The 14183-nt window shown below is 46.8% G+C and carries 16 protein-coding genes; 12 read left to right on the forward strand and 4 right to left on the reverse strand.

Annotated features, from left to right (window positions below; genetic code table 11):
• Positions 1-370: 370 nt before the first annotated feature.
• From sdaAB to rnhA, 5 genes are all read left to right on the forward strand, one after another.
• Positions 371-1084 carry an L-serine ammonia-lyase, iron-sulfur-dependent subunit beta gene (gene sdaAB / locus Q7P68_RS12710; RefSeq protein ID WP_304226255.1) on the forward strand — a complete coding sequence of 238 codons (714 nt, stop codon included), beginning with the start codon at positions 371-373 and terminating at the stop codon, positions 1082-1084.
• The gene (locus tag Q7P68_RS12715; RefSeq protein WP_304226256.1) at positions 1081-2004 is read left to right on the forward strand and encodes an L-serine ammonia-lyase, iron-sulfur-dependent, subunit alpha; all 924 of its coding nucleotides are present in this window, start codon (positions 1081-1083) and stop codon (positions 2002-2004) included. Before sdaAB ends, Q7P68_RS12715 begins: the two co-directional genes overlap by 4 nt.
• Positions 2004-3002 carry a Gfo/Idh/MocA family protein gene (locus tag Q7P68_RS12720; RefSeq protein ID WP_304226257.1) on the forward strand — a complete coding sequence of 333 codons (999 nt, stop codon included), beginning with the start codon at positions 2004-2006 and terminating at the stop codon, positions 3000-3002. Before Q7P68_RS12715 ends, Q7P68_RS12720 begins: the two co-directional genes overlap by 1 nt.
• 78 nt (positions 3003-3080) lie before the next feature.
• Entirely contained in the window at positions 3081-4127 is a 1047-nt protein-coding gene (locus Q7P68_RS12725) for a 3-deoxy-7-phosphoheptulonate synthase (protein WP_304226259.1), read from the forward strand.
• 1 nt (position 4128) lies between these two features.
• Entirely contained in the window at positions 4129-4596 is a 468-nt protein-coding gene (gene rnhA, locus Q7P68_RS12730; protein WP_304226261.1) for a ribonuclease HI, read from the forward strand.
• Positions 4597-4616: 20 nt separating this feature from the next.
• On the opposite strand, the gene Q7P68_RS12735 is transcribed toward rnhA, so the two are convergent.
• Positions 4617-4847, reverse strand: coding sequence for a YdbC family protein (locus Q7P68_RS12735; RefSeq protein ID WP_304226262.1), 231 nt, complete (start codon positions 4845-4847; stop codon positions 4617-4619).
• A gap of 124 nt (positions 4848-4971) precedes the next feature.
• Here Q7P68_RS12735 and Q7P68_RS12740 point away from each other — a divergent pair, with 124 nt between their 5' ends.
• Together Q7P68_RS12740 and Q7P68_RS12745 are read left to right on the forward strand one after the other, a co-directional pair.
• Positions 4972-6129, forward strand: coding sequence for a hypothetical protein (locus Q7P68_RS12740; protein WP_304226264.1), 1158 nt, complete (start codon positions 4972-4974; stop codon positions 6127-6129).
• A complete protein-coding gene (locus Q7P68_RS12745) occupies positions 6126-7088 on the forward strand; it encodes a LysM peptidoglycan-binding domain-containing protein (protein WP_304226266.1) in 963 nt (320 codons plus the stop codon). Before Q7P68_RS12740 ends, Q7P68_RS12745 begins: the two co-directional genes overlap by 4 nt.
• On the opposite strand, the gene Q7P68_RS12750 is transcribed toward Q7P68_RS12745, so the two are convergent.
• On the reverse strand, positions 7061-7621 hold the full coding sequence (locus Q7P68_RS12750; protein WP_304226268.1) for an NUDIX hydrolase: 561 nt from the start codon (positions 7619-7621) through the stop codon (positions 7061-7063). The genes Q7P68_RS12745 and Q7P68_RS12750 overlap by 28 nt on opposite strands.
• Before the next feature lie 49 nt (positions 7622-7670).
• On the opposite strand from Q7P68_RS12750, the gene Q7P68_RS12755 reads away from it, so the two are divergent.
• The 4 genes from Q7P68_RS12755 (at position 7671) to Q7P68_RS12770 (ending at position 12409) form a co-directional block, all read left to right on the forward strand.
• Positions 7671-9176 carry a sensor histidine kinase gene (locus tag Q7P68_RS12755; RefSeq protein WP_304226271.1) on the forward strand — a complete coding sequence of 502 codons (1506 nt, stop codon included), beginning with the start codon at positions 7671-7673 and terminating at the stop codon, positions 9174-9176.
• A gap of 66 nt (positions 9177-9242) precedes the next feature.
• Positions 9243-10064 carry a cytidylate kinase family protein gene (locus Q7P68_RS12760; RefSeq protein ID WP_304226273.1) on the forward strand — a complete coding sequence of 274 codons (822 nt, stop codon included), beginning with the start codon at positions 9243-9245 and terminating at the stop codon, positions 10062-10064.
• A 91-nt stretch (positions 10065-10155) separates the two neighbouring features.
• Positions 10156-11658 (forward strand): carboxypeptidase M32, encoded by a 1503-nt coding sequence (locus Q7P68_RS12765; RefSeq protein ID WP_304226275.1) that lies wholly within the window; start codon positions 10156-10158, stop codon positions 11656-11658.
• 142 nt (positions 11659-11800) lie between these two features.
• Positions 11801-12409 (forward strand): hypothetical protein, encoded by a 609-nt coding sequence (locus Q7P68_RS12770; protein WP_304226277.1) that lies wholly within the window; start codon positions 11801-11803, stop codon positions 12407-12409.
• Between the two features lie 6 nt (positions 12410-12415).
• Here Q7P68_RS12770 and Q7P68_RS12775 read toward each other — a convergent pair whose 3' ends face one another.
• Positions 12416-13204, reverse strand: coding sequence for a CDP-alcohol phosphatidyltransferase family protein (locus Q7P68_RS12775; protein ID WP_304226278.1), 789 nt, complete (start codon positions 13202-13204; stop codon positions 12416-12418).
• Between the two features lie 70 nt (positions 13205-13274).
• Here Q7P68_RS12775 and pgsA point away from each other — a divergent pair, with 70 nt between their 5' ends.
• Positions 13275-13856 carry a CDP-diacylglycerol--glycerol-3-phosphate 3-phosphatidyltransferase gene (pgsA, locus tag Q7P68_RS12780; protein ID WP_304226280.1) on the forward strand — a complete coding sequence of 194 codons (582 nt, stop codon included), beginning with the start codon at positions 13275-13277 and terminating at the stop codon, positions 13854-13856.
• A gap of 93 nt (positions 13857-13949) precedes the next feature.
• On the opposite strand, the gene Q7P68_RS12785 is transcribed toward pgsA, so the two are convergent.
• On the reverse strand, positions 13950-14183 hold a 234-nt coding region (locus tag Q7P68_RS12785; RefSeq protein ID WP_304226282.1), incomplete at its 5' end, for a hypothetical protein.

Raw genomic sequence — 14183 nt, forward strand, 5'->3', positions numbered from 1 at the left:
GGAGCACATTGCGGCCCTTGGGTCCAAGGGTAACTTTTACAGCCTTGGAAATCTGCTCAACACCAGAGAGCAGCTTGCGGCGGGCTTCTTCGTTGAACATCAACTGTTTCGCCATATTTTCGTTCTCCTCTTTTCTCTGCCTTAGGCGCATCAACAAAAATTACAAACCTCCATCGGAGATTTTTTGCTGAAGCGGCTACGGCGTAGTATGGTATGGGATAATATGCCTTCATCTGTCCAGCGAAGGCTCCCTTATAAAATACTAAAAATGAGCCAAAAGAGGCAACAGAAAAAGGTCCAAATCCTTTCTTTTTGGCAAGGGAGCCAAAGACTATTCCGTTTACGAGACAAGAGGAGTATACTTAGTTTCATGCATCAGACCATAGCCCAAAAACAGTTGTCATTATTTGATATTCTCGGCCCCGTGATGATAGGCCCTTCCAGTTCACATACCGCCGGTGTGGCCCGAATAGGCTATTTAGCGCGGAGGCTCTTTGGCACACAACCAGATTCGGTGACGGTGCAATTTTATGGCTCCCTGGCAGCTACCTGGCTAGGTCATGGTTCAGGAGATGCCATAGTGGCGGGCCTCATGGGTATCCCCCCGGAGGACGAACAGTTGCGGGATGGCCGAAAGCTCCTAGAGAAAGCACTAGCAGAGGGTTCAGGATTTCACATCACCATAGAAGCCATGCCAAAACTCCCCACAGGATGGCACCCCAATACGGTAAGTCTCATCATCTCCGGTTCTCATAAACAGCTTCGCCTGCGTGCAAGCAGCATCGGAGGCGGTTCTATCCAGATTGATGAAATTAACGGCTACATGGTTGCCCTTTCGGGGATGCTCGATGCCCTTTTGGTGGTACACCGGGATGAAATTGGCGTTATTGCCATTGTGTCCCATATTCTCGCGGCAAACCACATTAATATTGCCGCCACATCCAGTCACCGGAAAGAAAAGGGCGATGAGGCCCTTCTTGTTATCGAAGTAGATAATCCCATTCCCCAGTCCATTGTAGATCAGATTTCCAATCTGCCGCCGGTCTTTTCGGTCATCCATCTGCCGTCCCTGGAGCAGCTATGAAGTACCAATTTTCGACCCTAATAGAATTGCAGGACCTATTGCAGGCTGAAAAGCTTTCCTTTGACACCTATCTCTTGCAGCGGGAAGCCTTTCTTTCGGACAAAAGCCTAGCTTCAGTGACTGAAGAATTGGACCGCCGTATAGCGGTTACCCGCCAAGCCCTTATCCGCGGTCTTTCTGAGCCCCAGCATTCGCGGTCGGGCCTTACCCAGGGGGCGGCCTACGCCTTCCAACATGCGCAAAACAAGCTTATAGCAGAGCCTTTGTTCAATCGCACCATTGCCTATGCGCTGGCCATCAACGAAGTGAATGCCTGCGGCGGTAAAATTGTGGCCTTCCCCACCGCGGGCTCCAGCGGCATCGTACCCGGAGTAATTTGGGCCTATTGGGAAAGCCGGGTTCTGGGTTCCCAAAATTTCGCATCTATTCCCGCGCCGCTGGGGCCCCCCTATGACCTCCGCCTCCGCTCAGCCTTTCTCATGGCAAGCCTTGTAGGCATGGTGATCGCCCAGGGGGCTACACTGGCAGGAGCCGAAGGGGGCTGCCAGGCTGAATGCGGTTCCGCCGGAGCCATGGCTGCCGCCAGCCTCGCGTTTCTCGAAGGAGCCCCATTCGAGATTTGCATCGACGCTGCAGCTCTATCACTTAAGAACTCCTTAGGTCTCGCCTGCGATCCCGTGGCAGGTCTAGTGGAAGTCCCCTGTGTGAAACGGAATGCCTTGCTCGCGGTTCAGGCCCTTGCGTCGGTGGAACTGGCCCTTGCGGGGATCCGCAGTGTTATTCCCTTCGAAGAAGTTGTCCAGGCAATGAAGCAAATAGGGGATAGTATGCCCGCCTCTATAAAAGAGAGTGCCGAAGGAGGCCTTGCTGCAACACCGACGGGACTGCACTATAAAAAACTCATCATGGGAGGTGAATGATGGAAAAACTTAAAATGGGTGTGCTTGGTTGTTCGGTCCACTATGCCAAGCGAATCGCCGTACCGATGCTGGAATCCTTGTTAATCGAACCCTACGCTATTGCTTCCCGGGATTTGCGAAAATCCGAAGAGTTTGCCCGCCGCTGGGGCTTTACAAAGGCCTATGGCTCCTACGAAGAACTGCTGCAGGATAAGGATATCGATTTTATCTACAACCCGCTTCCCAATCATCTTCACCTCCCGTGGATAAAAAAGGCTGCAGATGCGGGGAAGCCCATACTCTGTGAAAAACCGCTCACCCTCAATGCTCAGGAGGCTCAGGATGCTGCCGAATACTGCGCTAAACGCAAGGTTCCCCTTATGGAAGCCTTTATGTACCGTTTCCATCCCCAATGGCAGCATGCTCGGGATCTGGTCCGGAGCGGCGAGATTGGATCGCTCATGGCTACGCACTGTGTGTTTACCTATAATAACAGGGATCCGCGGAACATCCGTAATATCGCTGAATACGGAGGTGGAGCCCTTTTGGATATCGGCTGCTATGCTGTTTCTTCTGCCCGGTTTATGATGGGGCAGGAAGTTGAGCGAGTCTTTTGTACAATGCAGCGGGACCCGGAGTTCAAAACCGACATACTTGTTTCTGGTATCCTCGATTTTGGTGCTGGTAAGAGGTCAACTTTTACTGTAGGTACCCAGCTTTTTTCAAACCAGCGTTTTGATGCCTATGGGACAGGTGGCAGTCTAAGCATAGAAATCCCCTTTAATATGTATAACGATGTTAGTGGCCGCATTCATGTTGCCACCGATGTGGGGCGCAGGATTGTGGAAACAGAAATTGTCGATCAGTACCTATTGGAATTTGACTCATTTGCAAGGGCTATTCTGGAGAAAACAGAGGTTCCCACCCCGATAAGCGATGCAATTAACAACATGGCGATGCTGGATGCGCTTAAAAAGTCGGCAGAAACAGGCCTCTGGTGTGAGGTTGAAAAACGGTAACTACGAAAGATGGTATAAAAATTTCTATGCAGCTTGTTTAAGAACTCTGTTCCCGATATGCTAGGGGCAGGTTTTACTATGATACGAACAAACAACCTGCGCATTGTCGCTGAAATTCCCCTGGTTTCGCCTGCGGAACTGGCTCGGGAAATACCGCTTTCCGATGCTGCGGCCGAAACGGTCGCCCACAGCCGCCGGCAGATAACCGATATTTTGCATGGCCGGGATAAACGTCTTTTGGCCATAGTCGGCCCCTGTTCTATTCACGATCCTGAGGCGGCTCTCGATTATGCACAGCGGCTCCAGAACCTGGCCCAACAATACCGGGACCGGCTCTGCATAGTGATGCGGGTGTACTTTGAAAAACCCCGCACAACCCTTGGCTGGCGGGGTCTTCTGGTTGACCCTGGGATCGATGGGTCTTACGATATTTCCCGGGGCCTCAGGATTGCCCGGCGGCTTTTGGTTCAAATCAACGAAATGGGACTCCCTGCAGGAAGTGAAATATTAGATCCAATTATCCCCCAGTATATTGCGGAGCTCATATCCTGGGCTTCGATTGGCGCGAGAACTACCGAATCACAGACTCACCGAGAAATGGCATCGGGTCTTTCCATGCCTATCGGTTTTAAGAATGCTACCGACGGGGATGTTCAAATCGCTATAAATGCAATAGTCTCCGCTGCCAGTCCCCATTCCTTTGTTGGTATTGACCGGCAGGGGAACACCATAGTGCTGCGTACCTCAGGCAACCCCGATTGCCATCTTATATTGAGGGGCGGAAAACACGGTGCAAACTTTGACCGGCTCCATGTCAACGAAGCAGCCCAAAAAATGGCAGATGCAAAACTGCGGCCTTCTATCATCATCGACTGTAGTCATGGCAATTCGGAGAAAAAACCCGAACGGCAGGCTCTGGTGTTGCAGGATATACTAGCCCAGCGGGAAGAACCCGCTTCTCCGGTTATCGGCTTTATGCTCGAAAGCAACCTCTACGAAGGATGCCAAAACCCAAGCCCCAGCGGAGAAGGCTTGCAATACGGTGTTTCCATCACCGATCCCTGTATTGGATGGGATACCACCGCCGCATTGCTCAAAGAAGCCTACGAAAGGACTAAAATCTAGCATGGAAAAACCCAACATAATGGTATTCACCGATGGGGGCTGTTCGGGCAATCCCGGTCCCGGCGGCTGGGCTTATATCATCGTATCTGAATCAGCGGGCGTTCTGGAAGAACAATGGGGTGCGGAACCGAACACCACCAACAACCGAATGGAACTCACCGCGGCAGTAAAAGCCCTGGAAGCTCTGTTGTCCTATGATTCGTTGCGGGCAGCGGGCCTAACCCTGTATACCGATTCTCAATATGTCCAGAAGGGAATTACAAACTGGATCCAGGGATGGAAGCGGAATGGCTGGAAGACCAGCGGTAAAGAACCGGTTAAAAATCAAGATCTTTGGCAGAAGCTTGACCAATTAGCTGCGGCATTACATGTAGAGTGGCGTTGGGTAAAAGGCCACGCAGGCAATACCTATAATGAACGGGTGGATCAGCTTACTCAGGATGCTATTGCTTCTCTGAAAAAGGGCTAAAATAAATACGGGTTTTAGTCTCAGTTGAGCGTATGTATTGCTTCTTGCAGCAGATTCTGCAGCTTCTGGGCTTCTTCTTTCGTCAGGGTTACCCCTTTCCCCATTTTTTCGTGATCCGGTGACCAATCTCGGATATCGAGTTTTGGAGCCCTATTGTTCCAAGATACCAGGTTAAGTTCCTTTCGCCATCCAGATTTTTCCTCGGACAGTACACCGAAATGTTTTGTTATTTCAAATACAATATCTGGCATAACAACTCCTTCTTCTGAACTGTACAATGAAACCTTGGTCTTTGCAAATTTGTTTTATATTTACTGTTGTAGTCAAGTTAAAAATGAACTACAATAGTGTTCATCAATCAAGTAAGGAGTGCCTATGAAACACAAAGTGTTTGTTTTGGCTCTGATCGGAACAGGTCTAGTCTTTTTGACGCTGTCATCCTGTGCCGGCGGTCCAAAGCCAGCCGCTCCCGCTCCAGCGGAAGAACAGGCTGCTCAAACAGCGCCCGCAGAACCCTCTGGCGAACCAAAAACTACAGAGGTTACAGATGCTTCGAAATTGCCGCCTGATGAGGCCGCTGAATCTGCGCTAGCAGCGGCGGTTGCCCGGGCAGAAAAATCGAGGAAACAGGCTTTTGATCTCGAAGTCCCCGCAACGTTTGCAGATGAATGGAAAATGGCTGAATCATATTTCATTTCTGGCAGGGAAAAGGCTCAGGTAAAGACACAACTTTCGTATACAGAGGCCGCAAAGGCGTACAATACTGCAGCCGATGCCTATGATGAACTTGCCCTTAAAGCCTTGCCGCTCTATGCGGAGGCTCGCAGACAGGAAATCCTCAAGGCCCGTGACGCTGCAATAAAAGCCGGTGCGGATCAGGTTCTGCCAACCCAGCTGTCCGCTGCCGATGGTGTAGCAGATAAAGCCCAAACCCAATTCGATGCAGGCGAATATTACACCGCTGCAGATACGGCCAAAGAGGCCCGCGCCAGATATTTGGTCCTTAAGACAGGCCTCGATGCCTATGCGGTTCAGCAGGAAATAGACCGCAGGGATTTTGCTAAGTATGATGCGGGAAATTATGCCTTGGCGCAGCAAAAATTGCAGGCTTCCCTAGAAACCTATGATTCAGGCGACATTACTGCAGCTCAGAATAATTCTGAAGAAGCCCTGCTCCGATTCCGCCTTGCACTGAACAAGGGCCGGGAAATGAATGCCTCAGGTAAAGGTCAAGCCGCTTTGGCAGAACGGCAGGCCGCTCAGGACCTTAAAGCGAATGTGGCCGTCAAGAATGAATTCGATCAGGCCCAGGCTTTGTATGCCGATGCTGAGCGGGCTTTTAAAGCAGAAGAATACGATCAGGCCGCAGATCTCTTTGCCCAGGCTGAACGTCAGTTTGCGGATGTAAAAAACATAGCCGCTGAAAAACGTGCTAAAGCGCTCGAAGCTATGCAGGCTGCCCAGAAAAAATTGTCAGCCAACGAGGAGTCCGCTAAAAAGGCCGATGCAGTGCTGGAAGGAGGTAGCCGATGAAACGGATTGGTTTCTTTTTTACATTCATACTGCTGTCCGCTGGTGTTTCTCTTTTTGCGCAAACCGATCTGGATGAGCCTTCATTTTTTGACCCCCAGGATACGTCCACTGTAGTAGAAAATAACGATTTTACAGGTACAGTGGATTTTCTCGCTGAAGAGGCTCCCATAACCGTTTCGGAACAGCAGGTGCTGTCTGTATTGTGGAATATAGATCCCAGTGTTTCTGTAGAACCTATGGAATTAACCGCCTTGTTTACCCTTGTTCAGGCTGCTGTCTCCGATACTCCACAAACAATGCCCGACACAGCGAATCTGCCTTCGGGAGTTTTGAACAATCCCTATTACAGGGAGAGCCTGCGTTATAAAACCCTGGCGGAAGATGCGTTTGAATATGGAGACTATGATGCGGCTGCAACCTATGCTGCGGAGGCCCTGAAAAATGCCCAGCTTTCCTATGATTACATCAATCTGCAGCTCACCATAAAGTCTGCTAAGGACGCTCTAGTTGCTGCGAAGAGCCGCCTCGATTGGGCTACATCCATCGGTGCGGATAAAACATATCCGAAACAATATTCGGCGGCTCAAACTGCCTATGGCGAAGCTTCCCAAGCTCTTACTGAAGAACGATGGCAGGACAGCCTTACCGCTTCTCAGCGGGTTTTGGACGCCCTTGCTTCAGTACAACAGCTTGCTCCCTTACCGGCCCGGTATACGGTTCGTCCCTGGGCTCAAACCAAGGATTGCTTCTGGAATATATCTGGTTATGATTTTGTTTATGGCGATCCTACTAAATGGAAGCTGTTATACGAGAAAAATAAATCTAAGCTCCGTCAACCTGATAATCCGAACCTCATACATCCCGGTCTCGTGCTCGATATTCCCAGCCTTTACGGGGAAGTTCGTGAAGGTATGTGGGTAGCCGGCCGGGCCTATGCGCCGCTTCCAAAGGCTAAGTAAAGACAGAGTGCACTCGCCATAAGGGCATGGATGTAGGGTTCCTTCCCCATGTCCTTAAGGGCCTCTTCTATCGGGATCTGTTCGACATCAACATATTCATCGTCGTCCAGATCCTGTTTTCCCGTATAAGTCAGATCCTTTGCCAAATACACATGAACTCGGTTGGACATGATCGCAGGGTTTGGGCTAAACTCACCCAATTTAATAATTCGTGCTGCTAGCCATCCGGTTTCTTCTGCAAGTTCTCTTCGTGCCCCATATTCTTCTGACTCTCCAGGTTCTAAAACGCCGCCGGGAAATTCCAAACTCAGGGTGCGGCTTCCGTGGCGCCATTGCCTAACCATTAAGAATTTTAATCCCTCTGGCGTTTCCAAAACAGGGATGACTATTGCCCAGTCAGGAGCCTCAATTACCGAAAAGGTTTTAATAGATCCGTCCGGGGCTTGGCTCAGTGTGTCATGTACCGAAAACACCCGGCAGCTATAGGCCTGTTTCTTTTCAATCTCTTTCCAGGTTAAATGCTCATGGTTCATGCTCTTTATATTAGCTTTTTTATCCCAATTCGTATATACTGGTTACAGTATGAAAGACCGGATCACGATACTCTTTGCGTCAGCTGTCCAAAAGGAACAAGAGCAATTTTCAGAAATTATTCAGTTGAACAATCTTCCTTATTCACTGCTGATTCCTTCAGATCTCAAAGAGGCCGATAATTTTCTTTCCAACGACCAATCTATTGATATTATTATAACTGACCTCCATTTTGCTTCCGGTGCTTTTGCTGACTGGCTATCCCTATGGCCCCATCCTGCGATTTTTCTCGTGTATTATGGGGAAGAATCAAAAGCTTTAGAGGTTATTAGAGACGAATCATCATCTTTTCTCATGAGGGATACCCAATTCCGGCATTTGGGCTCCCTGCCTGCCATGATACAGAAGGTACTCGGTGTTAACGAAAGTATTCAAAGACAAAATACGCATTTGCAGCTTTCTGAAAAAAGATACATGAATCTTGTCAATTCGCTGCCAGATATTGTTTATACCTTAGACGGCGAAGGCCGTTTTGTGTATGTTAACGAAGCTATTTCACATTTGGGCTATACCCCGGCAGAACTCATTGGTAAACACTTTTCGACCATCCTTCATAATGAAGATATTAGCCGCGTGAGTCGCAAGGTTGTGCTTAAGGTCCTAGAGGGGCAAAAAACTGGGCCAGAAGGAGCTCCCCGGCTTTTTGATGAACGCAGGACTGGCAAACGGATGACTAAAAACTTAGTAGTACGGCTGCGTCCTAAAAGTCCTTCGCCTTACTTTGAAACCTCGGCAGTGGTCTACGCTTTTGGGGAAGTTGCCAGTGTTGGCATGCCTCTGCCGGAATTTGAAGGAGGGGCACTCGGTACGGTTGGTATTATTAGAGATATTTCACATCACCAGAGCAGGGAAGATCAGCTGGAAAAAGAGCTTTCACTCAAAGAGTCTTTATTAAAAGAAACCTACCATAGGATTAAAAATAACCTGCAAATCGTATCAAGCCTATTGCACCTGTATTTAGGAGATCTTGAGGATCCGGATGCTAAGGCCATTTTGCACAATGTACAAAACCATATTGAATCCATTTCTCTTGTTCATGAGCAGCTTTTTTCGAGCCAAGCTTTTGAACGAATCGAAATTAGGTCCTTTGTTCACAGCCTTGTTGAACAGATACTACATACCTATGAAATTGATCGGGGTCTTTTCCCAGTAGATATTATTTGTGATAGTTTTATGATGAGCTCCCAACAGATTATTCCTCTTTCTCTTGTGATTGCGGAAGTCTGCGCCACGTCTCTTAATAACCTGGTGGTTAGACAGAAGGGTACACTCCTTATCAGACTACAGAAAGAGGAGGATAATCTGATAAAATTGGAAATTAATGATTCTGGACTCATTGCTGAGAATAATGCGGCTGTGAAAGGTTCCCCTCTTCCAACTGTGGGGAAGACCATTATAGAGGCCCTTTGCCAACAGCTTCGGGGGACCTGCGAATGGCATTGGAAAAGTAACAGCCAGTTTATCCTTCGTTTTCCACTCATTTTTGACAAACAATAAAAAAGCTCCTATGCTTTAATTGGAAAGGGACTTTCTTTTCAATTCTAGTTCGCAAGGAGGTACGATATGGCCATCATAACCATTTCTCGAGAGCTTGCGGCATTGGGAGATGAAATCGCCCATGAATTGGCGGAGCTGACTGGTTATCGATTTATCGATAAGCAGGCTCTGGAAAATAGGATTACATCCTACGGTTTTAATAATGAAAAATTAGAAAAATATGATGAAAAAAAACCGGCTTTCTGGGCTTCCTTGTCTAAGGATCGGGACGATTATATCCACTATTTAAAATCTGCCCTTTTAGCCGAAGCAGAATTAGGACCCTGTATTTTTGTGGGGCGTGGCGCCAATGCGGTATTCAAGGATATTCCTGGCTGTATTTTTATAAGGCTTGTTGCGCCGCTTGCTGTCAGAATAGAGCGGGTAAAAAGCTATTTTCGCTGCGATGAGAAAAGGGCAAAACAAATTATAGAGCAGAGCGATAAGGACCGGTCTGCCTTTCATCGATATTTCTTTGATATTGACTGGGCTAATCCGGTACACTATCACCTGGTTCTGAATACCGGTTTTGTTCATCCCGCATCTGCTGCGGAAGAAATAAGACACCTCGTTAGCTTAATGGTAACCCCCGATACAGAAGCGCAGCTTAAGACTCGACTTCAGTCTTTAAGCCTTGGACAAAAGGTTATACATCATATCCTGTATACACTTGCCATTCCAATACATTTTCTAGAGGCCTCATGTACTGGAGATACGGTAGTGTTGCGGGGGGTCGCCAATTCTCAATCTGCGGTAGAAGCCGCCGTTGCCGGCGCTCAGCAGGTCCCCGGTGTTTCGCATGTGCAATCTGAAATACAGGTTGTACAGGAATATAGTGTGATGCCTTAACAATTTCCTTGTCCCTCAGCGCTTTGCCTGTTATTATTGAGTCATTACCCTTAAGTGTTTTCACTAATATGGGCAATAAGGAGTACTAACAATGATAAAACAGGAAGCGCTGGAACGCTTGCATAAGATTGATCAGGATATTAAGCATTTGGACCAAGTAAGTGCGTTGCTTCAATGGGACCAGGAAACGTATATGCCTTCAGCAGCTGTAGAGGGCCGGTCGGAACAGCTTGCGCTGTTAGAAGGTATTAAGCACGAAAAATTTTTAGATCCAGAAATCGGAAACCTTCTTGAACAGCTCGCTTCTGATGACAAAGACTTACCCGATATTGAACGGGATTTTTTGCGTGTATTTCGGAAACAATACAATCGGGCAATAGCTCTCCCCGCAGAATTAGTGACCGAAGCTGCCCGTGCAGAAGGTCTTTCTCAGGCTGCTTGGGTAGAGGCTCGTAAAAACAACGATTACAAAACTTTTATGCCCCATCTTGAAAAAATGATCGGCTATGCAAAGAAAAAAGCCGAGTATTGGGGCTATAGCGGGCATCCCTACGATGGTCTCCTTGATATTTATGAGCCGGGTATGACTGAAAGCGTCATAGAGGGAGTGTTTGTACCTCTTAGAGACCGCCTTACAAGGCTCGTCCAACGTATCGGAGAGAAACCAGCCCCCCGCAGCGATTTTCTTTCCCGGGAATTCCCTGTGGACCTGCAAGCCCAATTCGGCGAACAGGTTATGAAGGACCTGTCCTACGATTTTACTCAAGGGCGGTTAGACATTAGTGCCCATCCCTTTACGACAACCCTCGGGCCCCGGGATGTTCGTATTACCACCCGATACTTTCCTCATAATATGCTTTCTGGTCTCTTTTCTATTATCCATGAAAGCGGGCATGCCCTCTATGAAATGGGTTTTGCGGATCATATCCGCGATACATCCCTTGGAGATGGAGCATCCATGGGGATCCATGAATCCCAATCCCGGCTCTGGGAAAATGTTGTAGGCCGTAGTTATGCTTTCTGGAAAGGTCAATTTACTCGCTTGCAAAGTCTCTTCCCATCCCAGCTGGCTGATGTATCCTTAGATGAATTTTACGCGGCGGTAAATCGGGTACAGCCTTCATTAATTCGGGTTGATGCGGATGAAGTTACCTATAGCCTGCACGTCATACTACGATTCGAACTCGAACGGAAACTGTTCTCAGGAGACCTCTCTGTTGCCGATCTGCCAGAAGCATGGAATACTATGATGCACACAATTCTTGGGGTACGTCCTGATTCGGATGCCAATGGGGTCTTGCAAGATGTTCACTGGTCAATGGGCGCTTTTGGATATTTCCCCAGCTATGCGCTGGGGAATCTATATGGATTGCAGCTATGGGAAGCACTAAAGGCCCAAAATCCTGACACGGAGCGGCAAATTGAACAAAAGAACTATGTTCCTGTTTTAGAATGGCTAAGATCCAATGTTCATATTCATGGTTGCCGCTATGAACCAGGAGATCTTATACTCCGGGTCACCGGCAGGCCACTCTCAGCAGAGCCATTTATTCATTATTTGGAGCAAAAATACGGACAGCTTTATTCCCTCTGAAAATCTGCATCTTGCGCGGGACCTCTTATATCTATCCAGTGTATTTGTTGGTGCCGCGCTGGCTGGTTTTCTGCACAGGAACAGAAATAGGTTATTCTCCTTAGCTCTTAGCTCACTTTCTGCGGCCATACTGTTTTTCTCATTGAGCTTAATTGTGTCACAGTTAAAGATAGTGCAGGATCAACCTGTTCTGATTGTTGGTGCCTGTATTATCTGCCTGACACTCTTATGTTTGTTTTTGCCCCTCTGGCTGGGTTTCCCATTTATTATCTGTACAGGTGTATTGCTTGTCTTTTTAGCTATTCAAATATTTCGGTTCCCTCTGGTACGTTCCCCGACAAGCATTTTGGGAACCTTCATAATGCAAGCGGATGCCGGGGCGCAGCAGACTGCTCAATTTCAACTGCTGCCAGAAAAGCGTATAGAAAAAATTAATCTATCTGCGAAAGGCGAAATTCGCCTCGATTTTCTTATAATTACAAGTGAATTCTTTTGTCCCCTCTATGGGGGCAGGTCCTGGCTTATCCTAAAGTCCTGCGTTGTGGATAGTCAAAAATATAATTTCTTGCAGAGTAATAGTATAGTGTTTGTTATGGATACGCCCGGCGTTCAATTCTTGAAAACCCTGTTCGGTTTTCGCCTGTCGCAGCAGCAGAGTGTAATAAGGTTAGAAAACATAGAAAAGAATGTTAAACATCATATCGAGTGGCGCCCCGAAGAAAGAGAACCAATCAATTTTATCCCTTGGTAAACTGTTTTATTGGGCTCTTTTTAAGATCCCTTGCTTATAGAAATACCAGGCTTTGTCGAGCAAGGAAAGATATACAATAATGCAAACCAGCAGTTCTATTATCCCAAGGGTCGCTTTCACATTTTGAGCAAAAACAAGCTTTAAGGGTTCAAGGGCGAATATAATCATAATAGAAGCAACGGTTATTTTGCCAACAATCGTTGGTTTCGGTTCTACCGATTTATGTTTAATCAGCAAAACGAGCATACCAAAGGCTTGAAAAAGCAGCCTCACCAGGATAGCCGTGAAAAGCCATAATGGAATTAACTCGTAGATGAAGTAGGCAATGCCGATAACGAGCAACAAGGAATAATCGCTGACCGAATCAAGAACCTTCCCAATAAAGGTAACCTGATGAAACGAGCGGGAAATTCTGCCATCAATAAGGTCTGTGATAAAGGTGAGTCCTATGGCTGAAAGCAGCACCGATCCTACAGGATACTGCTTTATCGCAATAATTAAAAAAACTAGACTGGGCAGCATGCTTATCCTGAGTAAAGTGATCTTATTTGCCAAATTAACCTTATTTAGCGTTTCTTTTGTATCTACAAGATAGAAAAAGTTTTTACTGATACTTAAAAAAATATAAATGCCTATATGAAAGAGAATCTGAATTGTGACAAATACAAAATAAAATAAAACACTAAATTGATAAGCCTGCGAAATGATATGGAAAACAACCCATTCAAAACCGCAATAAACGCTCAGGGTTATTAAAATGGAATTGCGTAGCCTATACCATAACTCTTTTTCCATTTTTACTCCATGTACAACAATGCATACTATTACTTGACAGAGGCTCTGTCAAACCCCATACTGTGGTATCATGACATCTGCGGATAAAATTACCTCGATACGACTCATTCTTGCTCCGGTTTTTTTTATTGTATATTTTATTCCTGTTTGGTTCCCTGCCTTAGGGGCACTATGGACCGTTCCGGTCTTATGGGTATTGTTTATCATTGCGGAACTTACTGATTTATTTGATGGACTGGTAGCCCGAAGCATGAACGAAGTGAGCGATTTTGGCAAGCTCTTTGACCCCTTCGCGGATACCCTTGTGCGTATTACTTACTTTTTATGTTTTGTGGTTGATGGCATCCTTCCAGCACTGTTGCTTATGATTGTGTTGTACCGAGAATTTGGTATTCTTTTCTTACGCACCCTGATGATGAAACTGGGAATTGCCATGGGGGCCCGGTCGGGAGGAAAATTAAAAGCTGTTGCTTATATGATTGCTGGTATTCTCGCGTTAATAGCAGCATCTCTCCGCCGGGTTTGGCATAATGCAGCTCTCTATGACCTAACTAAAACAGCTGCAATCATTATTTTTGCAATCTCTGTTATAATTTCTTTAGGTTCGTTTATCGATTATTACCGGGTTTATAAAAATGCAAAAAATAAATAAAACCTATTGACATGAAAGTGTGCTTTGTAGTAACTTAAACCTCGCCATCGCATAGCACTTGTAATTAACAGTTGCAAAATGTGCGTTATGTTGTCAAATAGATGAAAATTGTGCTAAAGCATCCGTGGCGGTTAGCCGATTTAATAAAAGGTTTTTTGGTGTAAAGGATGCCGATAAGCAACGAATAGAAAAAAAAGCAGAAAGCTGCTTGACAAAGAAAAGCGAGATATGATAGATTCGCGCCTGTCGCCGCGAGGCAGACAGGGAGCTGGCATGAAAGTTGCTAGCGAATAGTGGTGCGGAGCTGCAACGGATGGTTGTAGTGAA

Origin of the sequence: Gracilinema caldarium (assembly GCF_029265695.1) — a bacterium.
In the GTDB taxonomy this organism is placed as follows: Bacteria; Spirochaetota; Spirochaetia; order Treponematales; family Breznakiellaceae; genus Gracilinema; species Gracilinema caldarium_A.

Excerpts from the sequence above, each read along its gene's own strand:
- Q7P68_RS12750 (WP_304226268.1), bottom strand. The coding sequence starts at position 7,621 with ATGAACCATGAGCATTTAACCTGGAAAGAGATTGAAAAGAAACAGGCC.
- Q7P68_RS12725 (WP_304226259.1), top strand. The coding sequence starts at position 3,081 with ATGATACGAACAAACAACCTGCGCATTGTCGCTGAAATTCCCCTGGTT.
- Q7P68_RS12775 (WP_304226278.1), bottom strand. The coding sequence starts at position 13,204 with ATGGAAAAAGAGTTATGGTATAGGCTACGCAATTCCATTTTAATAACC.
- Q7P68_RS12715 (WP_304226256.1), top strand. The coding sequence starts at position 1,081 with ATGAAGTACCAATTTTCGACCCTAATAGAATTGCAGGACCTATTGCAG.
- rnhA (WP_304226261.1), top strand. The coding sequence starts at position 4,129 with ATGGAAAAACCCAACATAATGGTATTCACCGATGGGGGCTGTTCGGGC.
- pgsA (WP_304226280.1), top strand. The coding sequence starts at position 13,275 with ATGACATCTGCGGATAAAATTACCTCGATACGACTCATTCTTGCTCCG.
- Q7P68_RS12735 (WP_304226262.1), bottom strand. The coding sequence starts at position 4,847 with ATGCCAGATATTGTATTTGAAATAACAAAACATTTCGGTGTACTGTCC.
- Q7P68_RS12760 (WP_304226273.1), top strand. The coding sequence starts at position 9,243 with ATGGCCATCATAACCATTTCTCGAGAGCTTGCGGCATTGGGAGATGAA.
- Q7P68_RS12720 (WP_304226257.1), top strand. The coding sequence starts at position 2,004 with ATGGAAAAACTTAAAATGGGTGTGCTTGGTTGTTCGGTCCACTATGCC.
- sdaAB (WP_304226255.1), top strand. The coding sequence starts at position 371 with ATGCATCAGACCATAGCCCAAAAACAGTTGTCATTATTTGATATTCTC.
- Q7P68_RS12740 (WP_304226264.1), top strand. The coding sequence starts at position 4,972 with ATGAAACACAAAGTGTTTGTTTTGGCTCTGATCGGAACAGGTCTAGTC.
- Q7P68_RS12765 (WP_304226275.1), top strand. The coding sequence starts at position 10,156 with ATGATAAAACAGGAAGCGCTGGAACGCTTGCATAAGATTGATCAGGAT.
- Q7P68_RS12745 (WP_304226266.1), top strand. The coding sequence starts at position 6,126 with ATGAAACGGATTGGTTTCTTTTTTACATTCATACTGCTGTCCGCTGGT.
- Q7P68_RS12755 (WP_304226271.1), top strand. The coding sequence starts at position 7,671 with ATGAAAGACCGGATCACGATACTCTTTGCGTCAGCTGTCCAAAAGGAA.